The organism is Streptomyces sp. NPDC003011 (assembly GCF_053591515.1).
Window position 1 is genome coordinate 14,798 of sequence record NZ_JBSFTY010000016.1, and the last position, 17,426, is coordinate 32,223.

General features: G+C 69.8%; 15 protein-coding genes. 8 read left to right on the plus strand and 7 right to left on the minus strand.

Translation table 11 applies throughout. The features are described 5' to 3' along the window. Window positions 1-10: 10 nt before the first annotated feature. Window positions 11-1,090 (minus strand): histidinol-phosphate transaminase, encoded by a 1,080-nt coding sequence (gene hisC / locus ACWD0J_RS11070; RefSeq protein ID WP_451495478.1) that lies wholly within the window; start codon window positions 1,088-1,090, stop codon window positions 11-13. 441 nt (window positions 1,091-1,531) lie between these two features. On the opposite strand from hisC, the gene ACWD0J_RS11075 reads away from it, so the two are divergent. The 3 genes from ACWD0J_RS11075 (at window position 1,532) to ACWD0J_RS11085 (ending at window position 5,048) form a co-directional block, all read left to right on the plus strand. Then, the gene (locus ACWD0J_RS11075; RefSeq protein ID WP_451495479.1) at window positions 1,532-2,644 is read left to right on the plus strand and encodes a LacI family DNA-binding transcriptional regulator; all 1,113 of its coding nucleotides are present in this window, start codon (window positions 1,532-1,534) and stop codon (window positions 2,642-2,644) included. Between the two features lie 264 nt (window positions 2,645-2,908). Beyond that, the gene (locus tag ACWD0J_RS11080; protein WP_451495480.1) at window positions 2,909-3,991 is read left to right on the plus strand and encodes a metallophosphoesterase; all 1,083 of its coding nucleotides are present in this window, start codon (window positions 2,909-2,911) and stop codon (window positions 3,989-3,991) included. A gap of 193 nt (window positions 3,992-4,184) precedes the next feature. Beyond that, window positions 4,185-5,048 carry a hypothetical protein gene (locus ACWD0J_RS11085; RefSeq protein ID WP_451495481.1) on the plus strand — a complete coding sequence of 288 codons (864 nt, stop codon included), beginning with the start codon at window positions 4,185-4,187 and terminating at the stop codon, window positions 5,046-5,048. A 446-nt stretch (window positions 5,049-5,494) separates the two neighbouring features. On the opposite strand, the gene thiC is transcribed toward ACWD0J_RS11085, so the two are convergent. Next, complete coding sequence (gene thiC / locus ACWD0J_RS11090; RefSeq protein ID WP_451495482.1) at window positions 5,495-7,312, minus strand: phosphomethylpyrimidine synthase ThiC; 1,818 nt, start codon at window positions 7,310-7,312, stop codon at window positions 5,495-5,497. A 253-nt stretch (window positions 7,313-7,565) separates the two neighbouring features. On the opposite strand from thiC, the gene ACWD0J_RS11095 reads away from it, so the two are divergent. Next, on the plus strand, window positions 7,566-9,368 hold the full coding sequence (locus ACWD0J_RS11095; RefSeq protein ID WP_451495483.1) for a YibE/F family protein: 1,803 nt from the start codon (window positions 7,566-7,568) through the stop codon (window positions 9,366-9,368). Between the two features lie 303 nt (window positions 9,369-9,671). Here the strand turns inward: ACWD0J_RS11095 and ACWD0J_RS11100 are convergent, their stop codons facing one another. The 4 genes from ACWD0J_RS11100 to ACWD0J_RS11115 all read right to left on the minus strand — a co-directional run bounded on the left by ACWD0J_RS11100 (window position 9,672) and on the right by ACWD0J_RS11115 (window position 12,085). Further along, entirely contained in the window at window positions 9,672-10,109 is a 438-nt protein-coding gene (locus ACWD0J_RS11100; protein ID WP_451495484.1) for an SsgA family sporulation/cell division regulator, read from the minus strand. Between the two features lie 99 nt (window positions 10,110-10,208). Further along, window positions 10,209-10,922, minus strand: a complete 714-nt coding sequence (locus ACWD0J_RS11105) for an IclR family transcriptional regulator (protein ID WP_451495485.1) — start codon at window positions 10,920-10,922, stop codon at window positions 10,209-10,211. A 485-nt stretch (window positions 10,923-11,407) separates the two neighbouring features. Then, on the minus strand, window positions 11,408-11,620 hold the full coding sequence (locus ACWD0J_RS11110; protein WP_451495486.1) for a DUF5326 family protein: 213 nt from the start codon (window positions 11,618-11,620) through the stop codon (window positions 11,408-11,410). A 147-nt stretch (window positions 11,621-11,767) separates the two neighbouring features. Then, window positions 11,768-12,085, minus strand: a complete 318-nt coding sequence (locus ACWD0J_RS11115; RefSeq protein ID WP_286063445.1) for a cupin domain-containing protein — start codon at window positions 12,083-12,085, stop codon at window positions 11,768-11,770. A gap of 57 nt (window positions 12,086-12,142) precedes the next feature. Here ACWD0J_RS11115 and ACWD0J_RS11120 point away from each other — a divergent pair, with 57 nt between their 5' ends. From ACWD0J_RS11120 to ACWD0J_RS11135, 4 genes are all read left to right on the plus strand, one after another. Next, on the plus strand, window positions 12,143-12,520 hold the full coding sequence (locus ACWD0J_RS11120) for a phage holin family protein (RefSeq protein ID WP_451495487.1): 378 nt from the start codon (window positions 12,143-12,145) through the stop codon (window positions 12,518-12,520). Between the two features lie 7 nt (window positions 12,521-12,527). Beyond that, complete coding sequence (locus tag ACWD0J_RS11125) at window positions 12,528-13,064, plus strand: low molecular weight protein-tyrosine-phosphatase (RefSeq protein ID WP_451495488.1); 537 nt, start codon at window positions 12,528-12,530, stop codon at window positions 13,062-13,064. Further along, window positions 13,061-14,296, plus strand: coding sequence for a cystathionine gamma-lyase (locus tag ACWD0J_RS11130; protein WP_451495489.1), 1,236 nt, complete (start codon window positions 13,061-13,063; stop codon window positions 14,294-14,296). The genes ACWD0J_RS11125 and ACWD0J_RS11130 overlap by 4 nt, the downstream gene beginning before the upstream one ends. A gap of 299 nt (window positions 14,297-14,595) precedes the next feature. After that, window positions 14,596-15,078 (plus strand): NUDIX domain-containing protein, encoded by a 483-nt coding sequence (locus tag ACWD0J_RS11135; RefSeq protein ID WP_451495490.1) that lies wholly within the window; start codon window positions 14,596-14,598, stop codon window positions 15,076-15,078. A gap of 124 nt (window positions 15,079-15,202) precedes the next feature. Here ACWD0J_RS11135 and ACWD0J_RS11140 read toward each other — a convergent pair whose 3' ends face one another. Beyond that, complete coding sequence (locus ACWD0J_RS11140; RefSeq protein WP_451495491.1) at window positions 15,203-16,900, minus strand: globin domain-containing protein; 1,698 nt, start codon at window positions 16,898-16,900, stop codon at window positions 15,203-15,205. Window positions 16,901-17,426: the final 526 nt, after the last annotated feature.

A 17,426-nucleotide genomic window follows, 5' to 3' on the forward strand; every position in this document is an offset into this window, starting at 1 on the left:
GTCAGCAGCCCTACAGCTCCTTGCGGAAGCCTTCCGCCGCCTTCAGGAAGATGTCGTTCGCCTCACATTCTCCGACCGTGACCCGCACACCCTCACCCGGGAACGGCCGGATCATCACGCCCGCCTGCTCGCACGCCTGCGCGAACGCGACCGTGCGCTCCCCCAGCCGCAGCCAGACGAAGTTGGCCTGGGTCTCCGGCACCGTCCAGCCCTGGCCACGCAGCGCGTCCACCACCCGGGTGCGCTCGCACACCAGCGAGCCGACCCGGCCGAGCAGCTCGTCCTCGGCACGCAGCGAGGCGATCGCCGCGTCCTGCGCGAGCCGGCTCACCCCGAACGGCACCGCCGTCTTGCGCAGCGCCGCCGCCACCGGCTCGTGGGCGATCGCGAAGCCGACCCGCAGCCCGGCGAGACCGTAGGCCTTGGAGAACGTGCGCAGCACGCAGACGTTCGGCCGGTCGCGGTACAGCTCCACACCGTCGGGCACCTCGGGGTCACGGATGAACTCGCGGTACGCCTCGTCCAGGACGACCAGCACATCCCCGGGCACCCGGTCGAGGAACCGTTCCAGAGCGGCCCGCCGCACGACCGTGCCGGTGGGGTTGTTCGGGTTGCAGACGAAGATCAGCCGGGTCCGCTCGGTGATCGCGTCCGCCATCGCGTCCAGGTCGTGCACATCACCCGGCGTCAGCGGCACCTGGACAGGGGTGGCCCCGCTGACCTGCGTGATGATCGGGTACGCCTCGAAGGACCGCCAGGCGTAGACCACCTCGTCGCCGGGACCGGAGGTGGCCTGGACCAGCTGCTGGGCGACGCCGACCGAGCCGGTACCGGTGGCCAGGTGGGAGAGCGGGACGCCGAAGCGGTCGGACAGTTCGCTCATCAGGGCCGTGCAGGCCATGTCCGGGTAGCGGTTGAACGACTGGGCCGCGGCCGTCACGGTCTCCAGCACACCGGGCAGCGGCGGATACGGGTTCTCGTTGGAGGACAGCTTGTAGGCCACCGGGCCGCCGGCCGCGGCAGGCTTGCCCGGCACATAGGCGGGGATACCCTCCAGCTCGGCACGCAGCTTGGGGCTCGTCTCGCTCACCGCAGTCCTCCTCGTGACCACCGGCGGACCGTCAGCACCACCGGCTTCCATGCTCCTCACCTTATGAGGATTCGGCGCCGCCGCGTACAGGTGCGGGAACGGCCTCGCTCCCCGCAGGCACCTCTGCCTCCTGGGCCACAGCGGCATCACGGGCATCACCGTACGAACGCGTACGAATCGAGGGGCGCGGTCACATATATCTATGCGCCGGTGGCTCACGCCGTGGCGCGCATCCCTCGTGAAGGTGAGTTGAGACCGCTTCGAAACATCCGCGAGTTGGCAGGCCGGTGTGCATCGACACGCTACGTCCTGCCATGTAAACGCTCAACTCCCTTGCATTCAAAGGGAATTAACCCCTGAAGGCCTTGCAGAAACGTGCCTGTCAACGCGTGCATATGCGTCCGCCCTACCCCACCACATGAGCCCTACTATCGGCTCGCCATGACAGCAGCAGGGAAGCACCAGGTGAGCCGCGCGGAAACCTCACGGCGAGGCAGCCGGCCGGGACGAGCGGGTATCAGAGACGTTGCCGCCGCCGCCGGAGTCTCCATCACGACCGTCTCCGACGCCCTCAACGGGAAGGGCCGGCTCCCGGACGCCACCCGACGACATGTCCGTGAGGTCGCCGACCGACTGGGGTACCGCCCCTCGGCCGCCGCCCGCACACTCCGTACCGGCAAGTCAGGACTGATCGGCCTGACCGTGACGACCTACGGGGATGAACCTTTCACCTTCACGGAGTTCGCCTACTTCGCCGAAATGGCGCGGGCCGCCACCTCGGCCGCGCTCGCCCGCGGCTACGCCCTCGTCATCCTCCCCGCGACCTCCCGCCACGACGTGTGGTCGAACGTCGCCCTCGACGGCACGGTCGTCATCGACCCGTCCGACCAGGACCCGGTCGTCAGCGAACTGGTCCGCCAGGGTCTACCGGTCGTCTCCGACGGCCGCCCGGCCGGCTCGCTCCCGGTCACCGCCTGGGTCGACAACGACCACGAGGCCGCCGTCCTCGGCATCCTCGACCACCTGGCCGACGCCGGCGCCCGCCGCATCGGCCTGCTGACCGGGACCACCACGGACACGTACACCCATCTGTCGACCACCGCTTATCTGCACTGGTGCGAGCGGGTGGGCCAGGATCCGGTGTACGAGGCCTATCCGGCACACGATCCGTGCGCCGGAGCCGTCGCCGCCGACCGGCTGCTCGCCCGCCCCGACCGCCCCGACGCCGTGTACGGCCTGTTCGACCCGAACGGCACCGACCTGCTCGCCGCCGCCCGCCGCTACGGACTGCGCGTACCGGACGACCTGCTTCTGGTCTGCTGCAGCGAGTCCACCGTGTACGCCAACACCGAGCCGCCCGTCACCACGCTCTCCCTGAAGCCGCGCCGCATCGGCACGGCCGTGGTCCAGCTCCTCATCGACGCCATCGAGGGACTCGATTCGGACCAGCCGGTCGAACAGGTGATACCGACCGAACTGATCGTGCGTACCTCGTCCCAGCGACGTCCGCCGCGGACGACGGTCAGCCCGCCGCGGTCGCCCGAGGAGAGTTAGCCCCGGGACAGCCGGACCGCGGAAAGCGCGTTCCGCGAGGCGGGGCAAGGGGAGTCGCGGCGGAGCGAGGAAAGTCACGGGGTGGTCGAAGCCCTGCCCAATCGGGGCGAAAGCCGCGGTGAACTGGACTCTTGCGCTGATTCACCACCCCTGGGTCATCACATGGCGCGATCCGCATTCCTATGATGGGCCCACGACACCGCGGGCCGCTGCGACCAGGCAGTCCGAAGCGGTGCAGATGCGGCGCGATGGTGGAGGGGTCTGATGACTCAGGGGGCCGGTCAGGGACCCGAGGTGCAGCGAACGGCGACGTTGCGCGACTTCCGGGTGCCCGCGTACATCCACGAGACCGGTCCGTACCCGCAGGGTGTGCACTCCGGCGAGACCGTCCCACCGGTCGCCGAACCGGAGGACTACCCCGAGGGGTACACCCCCACGGAGCGCGACCTGCCGGTCATCAACCGGGGTGACACGCTGCGTACGGCGGTCGATCCGGCGTCCTTGCCGGCCCCGCAGCCGGCGGACGGCCCCGGTCCGCTCTTCGTCGTCGGGGACGTGCACGGCTATCTCGACGAACTGGTGGCCGCCCTCCAGGACAAGGGCCTCCTCGACGCCGCCGGGAACTGGTGCGCGGGCACCGCCCGGTTGTGGTTCCTCGGTGACTTCACCGACCGCGGCCCGGACGGCATCGGCGTCATCGACCTCGTCATGCGGCTGTCCGCCGAGGCGGCTGCGGCCGGCGGCTACTGCAAGGCGCTCATGGGCAACCACGAACTGCTGCTCCTGGGCGCCAAGCGGTTCGGCGACACCCCCGTCAACTCCGGTGCGGGCACCGCCACCTTCCAGGCCGCCTGGCTGCTCAACGGCGGCCAGAAGACCGACATGGACCGCCTTCAGGACCATCACCTGCAGTGGATGGCCCGCCTCGACGCCATGGAGGAGGTCGACGGGCACCTGCTCGTCCACTCCGACACCACCGCCTACCTGGACTACGGCGACTCGATCGAAGCGGTCAACGACACCGTCCGCGAGACGATCACGCGCAACGACGCGGACGAGGTGTGGGACCTGTTCCGCAAGTTCACCAAGCGCTTCTCCTTCCGCGACGAGGGCGGTGCCGACCACGTACGCTCCCTGCTCGACACGTACGGCGGCACCCGGATCGTCCACGGCCACAGCCCCATCCCGTACCTGCTCGGCGAGGTGGGTTCCGAGGACGGTGAGGACACGTCCGGTCCCGTGGTCGAGGGTCCGCACCTCTACGCCGACGGACTCGCCATCGCGATGGACGGCGGGGTGACCATGGCCGGAAAGCTGCTGGTCCAGCAACTGCCACTGGATATCTGAACGTTGCCAGGGCAGGCGGTCCCCCATGGAGGACCGACCGGCGACGGCACCGACCGCAGCGCATTTTCGGTAAACCCCCTGTCACCGCGTGCCGTCATCGCTCTACCATCGGCTTATCCGTAGCAGGCTCCCCTCCGTTCCTGCCCGACGGCTCGTCAGCGTGCGAGCCCCAAGCCCTACGGAGCATCGGGGGATGCACATGAACAGCGTTCCGCAGCACCTGCTGAGCGAGGACCGCCAGGATTACGAGCGGATCCTCGATGAGGCGCTGCGCTCCGCACCACACCGCCCGGAACTGGCCGCTGTCGGACAACGGCTCAACCCGGAACAACTGCGCACCATGGCGCTCAACGCCACCGCGCTCATCACGGCGGCTGCGGCGACCGAGTACCAGCACTACGTGAAGGTCCGCGAGGAACTGCGCCACCCGGCGCCGTCCACCCCCTCGTCCAACCGGGAAAGCGGCTCCGCGGAGCCGGGCACCGGCACGATGGGGCTCGCCGCCACCATGGGAGAGGTCGCCGAGACCGCGGGCGCGGGCGCCGTCGCCGTCGTCGCGGTCCTGGCCCCTGTCCTGGCCGGGACCGCCGCGGCGATCTTCCTGCTCGTGGGCTACATCCTGAAGATGCTGGACCCGGAGCCGGCCTTCGCCCAGGCCATGCTCACCACCGGATGGGTGTTCGGCGCCGTGACGGCGGCCGCGATCCTCATCGCCGCCGTCGGACTGCTGCTCACCGCCCTGCGCAACAGGCCCTCGCTCGCCGCCGGCCCGTACGGCGAGATGAACGCGGAGGTGACCCGGGCCAGGGAAGCCTGGTGCGAGGCACTGCTGGAGCGCGGCGTCCTGCCGTTCCTCAGGGAAGCACTCGCCGACCCCGGCACCGCCGCAGTGCGTCGTACGCCACCGCCGGCACCGACCAGCCGTATGCCGCACCTCGGCTACGACCGCCCCGGTTTCAGCAGCCCGGACGAGGGTGCCACCGGTCCGCGTCCGAGCTTTTCGAGCCCGGACTACACGAGCCCGGACTTCGGAGGGCCGGAGCACAAGCCGGAGTAACCCCTCGGCTTGCGCCCCCGTCCCTGGGAGCGCAAGCCGAGGACCCGGCCGGACACCGCCTCGGCGCCGCGCCGCGGCGGTGTCCGCCACAGGCGGCGGAGGATTTGCGCCTCCATCCATCCGACGAGCGGCCGGCAGAACGCGTGCACCGGAGCGAAGTGGAGAGAGCGGGTGCGGTGGCCGCCCATCGGTGCACAGGGTCCTCACGCAGCAGGTACGTGACCACGATCGCCGGACGGAGCCACATCGATCCCGTCCATGGCCACGACAGTGAGGAATTTGATGAGGACGGGCAGCGTCGTGCCGTCTTCCGTTACACCGGTCCTCCCTGTCGTCCCCCTCCATCCAGAAGGGCCCTGCCCGGCCTGCGCTGAACACGCGGCCGGACAGGACACCGGTCGGTTCGATCGGCCCGGTCGCTCAGTCGGCCCAGTCGCTCAGTTGGCTCAGTCGGCGATCGGCAGGTACACGCGGTTGCCCGCCGCCGCGAACTCCTTCGACTTCTGGGCCATGCCCTCCTCGATCTCACCCTGGCTTCCGCCGTGGCGACGGCGGATGTCCTGCGAGATCTTCATCGAGCAGAACTTCGGCCCGCACATCGAGCAGAAGTGAGCCGTCTTGGCGGGCTCGGCCGGCAGTGTCTCGTCGTGGAACTCCCGTGCCGTGTCCGGGTCGAGGGCCAGGTTGAATTGGTCCTCCCACCGGAACTCGAAGCGGGCGTCGGACAGCGCGTCGTCCCACTCCTGCGCACCTGGGTGCCCCTTGGCGAGGTCGGCTGCGTGGGCGGCGATCTTGTAGGTGATGACGCCGGTCTTGACGTCGTCACGGTTGGGCAGGCCCAAGTGCTCCTTGGGCGTGACGTAGCAGAGCATGGCCGTGCCCCACCAGGCGATCATCGCGGCACCGATGCCGGAGGTGATGTGGTCGTACGCCGGCGCGACGTCCGTCGTCAGCGGGCCGAGCGTATAGAACGGAGCTTCATCACAGATCTCCTGCTGAAGGTCGATGTTCTCCTTGATCTTGTGCATCGGGACATGCCCGGGGCCTTCGATCATGGTCTGCACATTGAAACGCTTCGCGATCCGGTTGAGTTCCCCGAGCGTGCGCAACTCCGCGAACTGCGCCTCGTCGTTGGCGTCCGCGATGGAGCCCGGCCGGAGGCCATCGCCGAGCGAGTACGTGACGTCGTAGGCGGCGAGGATCTCGCACAGTTCCTCGAAGTTCTCGTACAGGAAGCTCTCCTTGTGGTGCGCGAGGCACCACGCGGCCATGATCGAGCCGCCGCGCGAGACGATGCCGGTCTTGCGGTTCGCCGTCAGCGGGACGAACGGCAGGCGCACGCCCGCGTGGACGGTCATGTAGTCCACGCCCTGCTCGGCCTGTTCGACGACCGTGTCCTTGTAGATCTCCCAGGTCAGCTCCTCGGCGCGGCCGTCGACCTTCTCCAGTGCCTGATAGAGCGGCACCGTGCCGATGGGGACGGGGGAGTTGCGCAGGACCCACTCGCGGGTGGTGTGGATGTTGCGGCCGGTGGACAGGTCCATGACCGTGTCGGCGCCCCAGCGGGTCGCCCAGGTCATCTTCTCGACCTCCTCCTCGATGGAGGACGTCACCGCGGAGTTGCCGATGTTGGCGTTGACCTTCACCAGGAACCGCTTGCCGATGATCATCGGCTCGATCTCCGGGTGGTTGACGTTGGCCGGCAGCACGGCCCGCCCCGCCGCGATCTCCTCCCGGACCACCTCGGGGGAAACCTTCTCCCGGACGGCCACGTACTCCATCTCGGGCGTGACCTCGCCCCGGCGGGCGTACGCGAGCTGGGTGACCGCGTTGCCGTCGCGGCTGCGGCGCGGCATCCGGGGCCGTCCCGGGAACACCGCGTCGAGGTTGCGCAGGCCTCCTCGTGGCGAGGTGTGCTTGATCCCGTCGTCCTCGGGACGGACAGGCCTGCCCGCGTACTCCTCGGTGTCGCCGCGGGCGATGATCCAGTTCTCCCGCAGCGGCGCCAGGCCCCTGCGGACGTCGGTTTCGACCAGGGGATCGGTGTACGGGCCGGACGTGTCGTACAACGTGACCGACTGCCCGTTGGTGAGGTGCACCTGACGGACCGGCACCCGCAGATCGGGGCGTGAGCCCTCGACGTACGCCTTGTGCCAGCCGATGGACTTCCCGGCCTCCTCGTCCGGCGCGGTCTCCGTCGGCGTTGCCGTCGAAGTCCGCGCGGGCTCCGTGGAGGCAGGCGTGCGTGCGTCCTTGTTGGTCATGAGACCTACTCCCTACGCCGGCATTACCCGGTAACAGGTTCGGCGGTCGACGCAGCGATGTCCGTCTGCCATTGCTTCGTGTGAAACATCACTCGCTTGTGGCGATGTTTCATGTGAAACATGGCTGGGACGGAGGTCAGCGCCCTCTCAGCCCGGTGCTCCGAGCTCCCGCGTGTTCAAAGGTGCCTCCACGCTAGCGTCAATTCGGGCGCGGTGAACAGAGGGCCTCTGTCGTTCTTGCGATGATCGGTCGGTGACCACGACACAGCAGTTCCCGTTCCCGCCATCCGAGCCGCCGCGCGGGCCGGGCGGCGGGAACGGCAACGGAGACGACGGCGGACGTGGCGACGGCCGTGGAAACGGCGCTGGTGACAGCTCTGGTGGCGCGCCCGGCGGCGGCCACGGAAGTGGCCAGGGAGACGGCCATGACTTTTTCGGTGCCCGGGGCGGCAGACGCGTCCAGGGCGCCGGATTCGCTGACGGGCAGGGCCAGGGCTCCAGCGGTGGGCACGGGCACGGGCAGGGCCAGGGCTCCGGCGGTGGGCACGGGCACGGGCAGGGCTCCGGCGGTGCGTCCGGTCACGGTCACGACTCCGGTGGCGGACCCGGTCACGGCCACGGCGGTGACGGTTCCGGAGGCGGGCAGGGGCACGGTGGCAACGGCTCGGGGGGCGGTCACGGTCATGGCGATCCCGGCCCCGGTGGCGGGCACGGCCACTCGCACAGTCATGGGCCGGCCGCGCCCGTCTCCAAGCATCTGCGCAAGGTCATCGCCGCCGTCCTGATCCCGTTCGCCGCCGCGGTGGTGGTCGGGCTCGCGGTGTTGTGGCCCGGGGGTGCGCCGGCGCACGAGCGCACCGGCGTCGGCTTCGACCGGCAGACCCAGCAGGCGACGGTCACCAAGGTCGAGACTCTGAGCTGCGAGTCGGTGAACGCCTCCGGGGGCACGCCGACCGGCGACACCTCCACCGCCGAGGGCTCGTCCGCCCAGCAGCAGGCGAACGGCACCTGCAAGAGGGCGACGATCCGGGTCGACACCGGCAAGGACAAGGGCCGTACGTTCACGGAGATCGTGCAGCCGGACCAGTCACGGCAGCTGGACCAGGGCGAGAAGGTCGTGGTCGCCTACGAGCCCTCCGCGCCGCGGGACCTGCAGTACTCGGTCACCGACGTGAACCGCAGGCTGCCGATGTCCCTGCTCGCCGGCATCTTCGCCCTCGCCGTCGTGGTGGTGGGCAGGCTGCGCGGTGTCATGGCGCTGGTCGCGCTGGCCATCAGCTTCCTGCTCCTGAACTTCTTCGTCCTGCCCGCGATCCTGCAGGGATCGAATCCGCTGGTCGTGGCGGTGGTCGGGTCGAGCGCCATCATGCTCATCGCCCTGTATCTGTGCCACGGCCTGTCGGCCAGAACCTCCGTGGCGGTGCTCGGCACACTGATCTCCCTGCTGCTGATCGGTGTCCTCGGCTCGCTGTTCATCGACTGGGCGGCGCTCACCGGCAACACGGACGACAACACGGGTCTGATCCACGGTCTCTACCCGGCGATCGACATGAGCGGTCTGCTGCTCGCCGGCGTCATCATCGGTTCGCTCGGTGTCCTGGACGACGTGACGGTCACGCAGACGTCCGCGGTCTGGGAGCTGCACGAGGCCAATCCGTCCATGGGCTGGCGCGGGCTCTACCGGGCGGGCATCCGCATCGGCCGCGACCACATCGCGTCCGTCGTCAACACGCTCGTCCTCGCTTACGCGGGCGCCGCGCTGCCGTTGCTGCTGCTCTTCTCGATCGCCCAGAGCAGCGTGGGGACGGTCGCCAACAGTGAGTTGGTCGCGGAAGAGATCGTGCGCACGCTGGTGGGGTCGATCGGCCTGGTCGCCTCGGTGCCGGTCACCACGGCTCTGGCCGCCCTGGTCGTCTCGGCCGACCGGCCGGGAGCGGAGACGGCGGCCGTGGGGGCGGGGGCGGCAGGCGGAACGGGGACAGGGACGGGACCGGCATCTGCGGGCGCCCGCCCGGCTCCGGCACGCGGCGGTAAGGGACGTCGGCGCAGGCGTTGAGGTGGGAGCGGGTGGCCCTCAGGGGCCACCCGCGGCGTCAAAGGACGCCCAACCCGCTCAGTGGCAACAGGTGCGTACCGCTCGCTCGTACATACAGCTCGTGTCGACGGCACCTCGTGTCGACGCCCGTCGACACACCATGGAGCCGCAGCTGGAGCCGAGGGCACGGAGCTGGAGCGGTAGCCGCCGACCTAGTCACCGAACGTAATCACTCCCCGCCCCAGCCACCTGAGCAGAAGCGTTCCTGCGCCTCCGCGGCCGGGGCGGCTGAAGCGTTCCGCCACCTTCGCAGGGCGTGACGCCTCAGCCCGCGCTCTGCTCCTCCGCGAGGATGCGGTCCAGTGCCTCGTCGAGGTGGGCGTCGAAGTCGGCCAGGGCACCCTCCTGGCCCAACGGCACCAGCTTGTCGGTGCGGTCGAGGAAGGCGATCAGCGGGGCCGTGGACGAGCGGAACAGCGCCTGGTCGCTGCCGACCTGAAGCCGGATCAGCACGTCACCCAGCGTGTCGGCGTCTGCGGGCGTGACCCGTACGTCCCCCTCGCCGCATGGCCGGCCCACCCCGTCGATCAGCAGCTCGCGGCCGAACGCCCAGGTCACCGGGGCATCGCCGGGCAGATGGAAGGTCAGCCGGACGGCGTAGGGATCGCAGGTCTCGTAGCGCAGCTCCACCGGGATGCGGAAGGAGAGCTCCTCGGACACGAGAAAGCTCATCATGACCTCTGCCTGTACGGACTCGCGCATCGCCTACCCCGTCGTGTGACGTCGTCTGGCCGGGAATGACCCCTCTGACACTGTTGGCATCTTGCTCAACGTGTACGCCAGATCACAAGGAGTGAGTTTTCAAATGCTGATAGAGATCGCGAGTGACCCCAGCAGCCGTCCCACTTCGTCCTGCAACTGGCGGGTCGCCGCAGGCAGACGATCCGCCTGATGCGCGGGAAGGGAGATGGCCATGGTCGCGGCCGTCGTCCCCACCGTGATCGGAATCGCCGCGCACACCGTGCCCAGCGCGTACTCCTGCCGTTCCGTCACCGGATCCATCCGCCGCATGCGTTCGAGCCGCCGGAGCATGCTGTGGCCGTCACGCACCGTGTACGGGGTGATGGACTGCACGGGGTGGCGGTCGAGGTGGTCGCGGCGGGCGTCCTCGTCCAGCTGGGCCAGCAGACACTGGCCGATGGCGTGCGCGTGGCCCGTCTCGCGGAAGTCGGCCCACTCCTCGACCGCCGGATTGCCCGGGGTGTCGGAGACGCAGACGACCTCGATCTCGCCGTCGCGGTACATGGCGTAGTAGACGGGGACTCCGAGGGCGTCACGCCAGTCGGCGAGTGTGTCGACGACGGTGCTGCGACGTTTCTGCCGCGCTCCGCTGCTGCCCAGCCGCTCGGCCGCCTCACCGAGGAAGAACAGCCCCTTGTCCCGGCGCAGATAGCCCTCATGGACGAGGGTGCGCAGCAGGTGGTAGGCCGTCGGAAGCGCCACACCCGTCTCGCGCGCCAGTTGTTTGGCGGGGGCCCCGTACGCGTGCTCGGCGACGGCCTCCAGCAGGCGCATGGCGCGCTGTACCGACCCGATGAGGGTCGTGGAGTGCGGAGGCGCGGAGGACGGCGGTACGTGCCGCTGCGCGGGAGGGGGCGCGGTCGGGCGGGGCGGTGCCGATGGCGCCGGCCGCTCGGGAGGTGCCGTCGGGCGTGGCGGCCCGGCCGGCGGTGCGGGTTGCCCGGGGGGCCGGATGCGGGCCGGGACGGCGGTCGGGGAGGATGCGGGGGGATCGGCGGGGGCGGTGTGAACCGTGGCCAAGGTGCACTCCCGAAGCGCGAGGGGGCGGCCCGTGCGGGGGAACACGGGAGGGGGTACGCCGCTCACGGGGGCGGTCCCCGCGACGAGTTCCGGACTCTAATCGTCCGCCTCGGCCCGCAGACGGCCTGCCCGGAAAACTTCCCTCGCGTGAGGGAACCGGTGATTCCTGTTACCGATCCCCGGTCACCTCACGTTGACCTCTCACTCGTCGCCCTGGTCACACCGGGCGCACGCGCCGCTCACCAGTCGCCGCGCGACGAGGAGCTCGCCGTGAACTTCCGTACGACGTAGATGAGTCCGCCCACCAGTGCCACGAAGACCAGCACCTTGAACAGCAGTCCGATCACGAAGCCGACGACGCTGGCGATCACTCCGCCGAACACGACCAGGGCGACGACCGGCACCGCGACCCACTTCACCCACCACGGCAGTCCCGAGAAGATCTCTCGCATCGTCCCAACCTCTCCTGTGCCCGGCACGTCCGCTGCCGGATCTTCCGACGTCCTGCACTCGATGCTAGGCGGACCAGGGGGTCGGCGGGGGCTCCGCACCCCTTGTCCGCCCCTGACTGATCCCCTAGGGAACCCCGAGGTCACAGGTCACCTCTCGGGCGGAGAGAACACCACCATCACCCTGAGGTCCTCGCTGATGTGGTGGAACTTGTGCGCGACACCGGCCGGTACGTAGACCACGCTGCCGCGTGCCACCTGGGTGGTCTCCATGCCGACGGTGATGGCGGCGCGCCCGCTCACCACGAAGTACACCTCGTCCTGATTGTGCGGCTGCTGCGGGTCGTGCTCACCCGCGTCGAGCGCGTACAGGCCGACCGACATGTTCCGCTCCCGCAGGAACTGCAGGTAGGCGCCATCGTTGGCGGCGCGCTCCGCCTCCAGCTCGTCCAACCGGAATGCCTTCATCGACTTCGTCCGCCCTCGCCGTGCTCGTAACCGATCTCGTCTGCCACGATCAGACACATGAAGAATTTCGTAGTCAAGACGATCGCCAACGCGGGCGCCCTGGCGGTCGCCGTCTGGCTGCTCGACAAGATCACTCTGTCCGGTGACAGCACCGGCAAGGAGATCTGGACGCTGATCCTCGTCGCCCTGCTCTTCGGCCTGGTGAACTTCCTGGTCAAGCCCGTCGTGAAGCTGCTCACCCTCCCTCTGTTCATCCTGACGCTCGGCTTGATCACGCTGGTGATCAACGCCCTGATGCTGCTGCTCACCTCGTGGCTGGCCGACAAGCTCGACCTGAGCTTCCACGTGGAGGGCTTCTGGACCGCCGTCCTCGGCGGCCTGATCATCTCGATCGTGTCCTGGGCGCTCCACGTCGTCCTGCCCGACGAGGACTGAGCACGCCATGACCTACCGCGTCTGCTTCGTCTGCACCGGCAACATCTGCCGATCCCCGATGGCCGAGTCGGTCTTCCGCGCCCGCGTCCAGGAGTCCGGGCTCGGCGCTCTGGTGGAGGTCGACAGCGCCGGCACGGACGGCTGGCACGAGGGTGATGGCGCCGACCCGCGCACCGTCACCGTCCTGCGGAACAACGGCTACGACAGCGCGCACATCGCCCGGCAGTTCCAGGCCTCGTGGTTCTCCCGCCTCGACCTCGTCGTCGCCCTCGACACGAGTCACCTCAAGGCCCTGCGCCGCCTCGCGCCCACCGCGCAGGACGCGGACAAGGTCCGGCTGCTGCGTTCCTACGCCCGCCCGTTGCCCGGCCACCACCCCTCGGCGAGTGAGGTGCCGACCGATGCAGCGGGCGCCGGCCTCGACGTCCCGGACCCGTACTACGGGGGCATGGACGGCTTCGAGAAGTGTCTTGAGATGGTGGAGGCGGCGAGCGAAGGGCTGCTCGCCTCGGTGCGCGAGGACGTGAAGGGTCGGGCGGCATGAGCGGGACGAGCGGGACGAGCGGGCAGGGCCTGTCCGGTGGCGATGACGGCACCCGTGGGCAGGGGCAGCCCGACGGGAGTGACGGCACCCATGGACTGGGGCTGCCCGCCCGCAGCGGTGACGGTACGCGCGCGGTGCGGGCCGGGCTGCCCGATCCGGTCAAGCACGAGCCGACGCTGCCCGGCCCGGTCTTCGCCGCGCACTTCCATCTGCCGGGCGAGGTGACGGGTCCGTACTCCTACGGGCGCGACGACAACCCCACCTGGACCCTGCTGGAGCACGCCATCGGCGAACTGGAGGCACCCGGGCAGGACGGCGTCGAGACGCTCGTCTTCGCCTCCGGGATGGCCGCCATCTCGTCGGTGCTCTTCTCACAGCTGCGCGCCGGGGACACGGTCGTCCTGCCCGACGACGGCTACCAGGCGCTGCCTCTGGTGCGCGCGCAGCTGGAGGCGTTCGGGATCGAGGTGCGCACCGCGCCGACCGGCGGCGACGCCCAGCTGAACGTCCTCGACGGCGCGAAGCTGCTGTGGATCGAGAGTCCGTCGAACCCCGGGCTGGATGTGTGCGACATCCGGCGGCTCGTCGAGGCGGCACACGCGCGGGGCGCGCTGGTGGCGGTCGACAACACGCTCGCGACACCGCTCGGGCAGCGTCCGCTGGAGCTCGGCGCCGACTTCTCCGTGGCCAGCGGCACCAAGCAGCTGACCGGACACGGGGACGTCCTCCTGGGATACGTCACCGGCCGGGACGCCGAGGCCATGGCCGCGGTACGCCGCTGGCGCAAGATCGTGGGGGCGATCGCGGGGCCCATGGAAGCCTGGCTCGCCCACCGTTCGATCGCCACGCTCCAGCTGCGGGTCGACCGGCAGAACGCGAGCGCCCTGATGCTCGCCGAGGCACTGCGCGAGCGGCCCGAGGTGACCGGACTGCGTTATCCGGGACTGCCCGACGACCCGTCGCACAAGGTCGCCTCGCGGCAGATGCGGCGCTACGGGTGCGTGGTCTCCTTCACGCTGTCCACGCGCGCGCGTGCCGACCGTTTTCTCGACGCGCTGCGGCTGGTGGACGACGCGACCAGCTTCGGCGGAGTGCGGTCCACGGCGGAGCGACGCGGCCGGTGGGGCGGAGACGCCGTGCCGGAGGGCTTCATCCGCTTCTCGGTCGGCGCCGAGGATCCCGAAGACCTGGTGGCGGACGTGCTGCGGGCCCTGGACGCGTCGGCCCGCTGAGCGCTGTACAGCCGCCGTCGCAGTCGCAGTCGCAGTCGCAGTCGCAGCAGATGGTCTGCGGCCACATACCCGGACAACGGACGGTCCGAGCCTCCCCCTCCTGGCTCGGACCGTCCCCAAGCGTTTGTGCGGTCCGGACGGAACGCTCGCCATGCCGCCGTATCGCACGGGCTCACGTGTAGCTGCTGCGGGCGGCCGACGGCTGGTGCGGAGCACCGATTCGGCCTGGTGACGCAACGAATCCTATCGGTGACGTTTCGCGATGTTTCACGTGGAACCAGCCGGGCCACATTCCTCCCATGACCGACCGACCCGTGGTCAAGCGCACCGCTCGTGCCGTTCTGCTGGACGGCGACGACCTGATCTTGATCAAACGCACCAAGCCCGGTATGGATCCCTACTGGGTCACACCCGGCGGCGGGGTCGAACCGGAGGACCCCACCGTCGTCCACGCTCTGCACCGCGAGGTGTACGAGGAACTCGGCGCCAAGATCACCGACGTGGTGCCGTGCTTCGTCGACACCGTCGAGCACATCGGCGACGACGGTGGCGCGACCGGCGTGAAGGTGCAGCACTTCTTCGTCTGCCACCTGGAGTCGATGGACCCGGCTCTGCGTCACGGCCCCGAGGTGGACGAACCGATCGGCGAGTACGAGATCGTGCGGGTGCCCTTCACCCGGGTGGGCATCGCCTCCGTCCACCTCGTACCGCTGTCCCTGCGGCACTATCTGGACGGCAACATCGAGGGCGTACGCGCCATGCACGCGCCGGACCTGGGCTGACGACCGCCGGCCTCTCGACGCGACGCCTCGCCAGGCCTCGGCTCGGAATCGCCGGAGGCCGGCTCACCAGCGCCAGGACTGGGACTGGGCTCAGAGCCTCAGGCCTCGGTCGGCGGCCGGCGGTTCACTGGACGGCCGCGAGTTCCTCCACCGAGTCGTGGCGTATGCGCTCGGACGGGATACCGCTGTCCCTGAGCGCGTGCAAACCGCTGCGGATCATGCCGGGCGGGCCCGACAGATAGGCGTCGAACTCGTTCCACGGGCCGTACTCGCGTATGGCGTCGGGAAGCTGGAGGTGTGCCTGCTGGTCGACGACCGCACGGACCGAGAGCCACGGGTGGGACTGCTGGAGCCTGAGCATCGTGTCGATGTCGTAGAGATCGTGGTCGGTGCGGGCGCCGTAGAACACCTCCATCGGCCGTCGCTCCCCGTGCTCGGCGACATCCTCGACCAGCGCCTTGATGGGCGCGATGCCGGTGCCGCCGCCCAGGCAGAGCAGTCCGCTGTGGGAGGTGTGGTCCACGGTCATCGACCCGGCCGGCGGACCGAGGCGGATGATGTCCCCGGGGCGCGCGCGATGCACCAGCGCGTTGGAGACCCACCCCGCCGGGACGGCCTTCACGTGGAACGACAGCAGACCGTCGGAACGGGGTGCGGAGGCGAAGGAGTAGTGCCGCCAGATCCGCGGCCACCAGGGGGTCTCCAGGCTCGTGTACTGCCCGGCGAGGAAGGGGTAGGGCTGGTCCGGGCGGACGGTGACGACCGCGACGTCCGGTGTTCTCAGGTCGTGCGCGACGACCTCCGCGTACCACCAGGCCGGGGCGCGCAGTTCGTCTGCGGCCGCCGCGTCGATCATGACCTGCGAGATCGTCGTGTAGGCCCGGACCCATGCGGCCTCCGTCTCCGCGTTCCACTGCGTGGCGTACTTGCTCAGCGCGCCGATGAGGCATTCGCCGACGGCCGGATAGTGCTCGGCTCGGGTGCCGTACTTGCGGTGGCCGCGACCGAGGTTCTGCAGGTAGTCGACGAGGACCGCGGTGTTGTCGATGTGCTCGGCCGCGGTGAGCAGGGCCTTGAGCAACCGGTCCCGCTGGGTGTCCATCGCCGCCGGGAACAGCGACCGCAGATCGGGGTGGCGTACGAAGAGCAGCGCGTAGAAGTACGAAGTGACCTTGTCGGCGACGGGGCCGACCTCGGCCATGGTCTGACGGATGAGCACGGCGTCCGGCGAGGCGCCCCGGGGCGGCGGGGCGGACCGCTGGGCGGGGACGCGCTGACCACTCGGGGGGGCTTCGGTGGGCGGCGCCGCCGTGAACGGGGCCGCAGTGGGCGATGCTGCGGCGGGCGCCTCGCTCGGGGTGGGAGCGGAGGCGGGGGGCGATATCGAGGGGCCGTGAGGCGCGCCGGCCGCTCTCGGGCCAGCCGGTATCGGGGCCGGTTCCTCGGCTGCCGTGCGCCGCGGTATGCCGTCCGGGGCCGGGACGGACTGCCGCATTTCGTCCGGGGCCGGGACGGACTGCCGCGCTTCGGCGACCGTCGAGGTGCGCGACCCTGCCTGGTCGGCCTGGTCGGCCTGGTCGACGGTCGAGGTGGGCAGTGGGGCGTCGTCGGTCGTGACAGGCGGTGTGGACTCCTCCGCACGAGGGGCCGAGCCGGTGCCTGTCGTGGTCCTGCCCACCGGGCGCAGCGCGGCCAGACGACTGCCCTCGCCCGCTGCCTGCTGTCCCCCACCGGCCGGTGTCGGCTGCTTGTGCGGCGTGAACCAGCCGCCCCCGCCGCCGGAAGTGCCGTTGTCGGCCGACGTGGTGGTCGGAGCGTCCATGGTGTGCCTCGCCTCGAACATCTCTCAGTCGGTCTGCGCACTTCCTCGGTCGGAAGATGCCTTCTTTCCCCCGCAGACGGCTTGCTCTCCGCATTCACTGCCGCAGCCAATGCGGCCACATTCAACCCGTGTTCCGGCTCCGTACGGACAAGTAAGGCGAGAGTGTGACATTGGCCGCACTCCTCTCACCGCAGCGTCCCACCCAGTGGGGGGGGCCGGGCCGCGTAACCAGAAATGCGGGTCTTCGATCTCTCCGTCCCGTTAGGCTGCACTGCCTTGCTCTGGGTTCGCACAGGGTGCACAGGATGTGCACCTCGCCCCGACGCGAACCGGAGTCGACCATACCGGCCGCCGGTCCGCACACAACTCCCCCCTCCTCCTCCATGAATGAGACAGGGGGCGAACCGTGAATTCCCTCAATTACCGGGCGTGCCACACCAATTCATAGACTTCCCACAGATCCTCCCTGGAGGAGCGGGTCGGCAGCCTGGACAGACCGCGGTCCGCTCGCGGGCCGAGTTGCCGG

Bases quoted from the DNA above. Each gene is read 5' to 3' on its own strand.
- ACWD0J_RS11075 (WP_451495479.1), top strand. From the start codon at position 1,532: ATGACAGCAGCAGGGAAGCACCAGGTGAGCCGCGCGGAAACCTCACGG.
- ACWD0J_RS11080 (WP_451495480.1), top strand. From the start codon at position 2,909: ATGACTCAGGGGGCCGGTCAGGGACCCGAGGTGCAGCGAACGGCGACG.
- ACWD0J_RS11085 (WP_451495481.1), top strand. From the start codon at position 4,185: ATGCACATGAACAGCGTTCCGCAGCACCTGCTGAGCGAGGACCGCCAG.
- thiC (WP_451495482.1), bottom strand. From the start codon at position 7,312: ATGACCAACAAGGACGCACGCACGCCTGCCTCCACGGAGCCCGCGCGG.
- ACWD0J_RS11100 (WP_451495484.1), bottom strand. From the start codon at position 10,109: ATGCGCGAGTCCGTACAGGCAGAGGTCATGATGAGCTTTCTCGTGTCC.
- ACWD0J_RS11105 (WP_451495485.1), bottom strand. From the start codon at position 10,922: ATGCGCCTGCTGGAGGCCGTCGCCGAGCACGCGTACGGGGCCCCCGCC.
- ACWD0J_RS11110 (WP_451495486.1), bottom strand. From the start codon at position 11,620: ATGCGAGAGATCTTCTCGGGACTGCCGTGGTGGGTGAAGTGGGTCGCG.
- ACWD0J_RS11115 (WP_286063445.1), bottom strand. From the start codon at position 12,085: ATGAAGGCATTCCGGTTGGACGAGCTGGAGGCGGAGCGCGCCGCCAAC.
- ACWD0J_RS11120 (WP_451495487.1), top strand. From the start codon at position 12,143: ATGAAGAATTTCGTAGTCAAGACGATCGCCAACGCGGGCGCCCTGGCG.
- ACWD0J_RS11125 (WP_451495488.1), top strand. From the start codon at position 12,528: ATGACCTACCGCGTCTGCTTCGTCTGCACCGGCAACATCTGCCGATCC.
- ACWD0J_RS11130 (WP_451495489.1), top strand. From the start codon at position 13,061: ATGAGCGGGACGAGCGGGACGAGCGGGCAGGGCCTGTCCGGTGGCGAT.
- ACWD0J_RS11135 (WP_451495490.1), top strand. From the start codon at position 14,596: ATGACCGACCGACCCGTGGTCAAGCGCACCGCTCGTGCCGTTCTGCTG.
- ACWD0J_RS11140 (WP_451495491.1), bottom strand. From the start codon at position 16,900: ATGGACGCTCCGACCACCACGTCGGCCGACAACGGCACTTCCGGCGGC.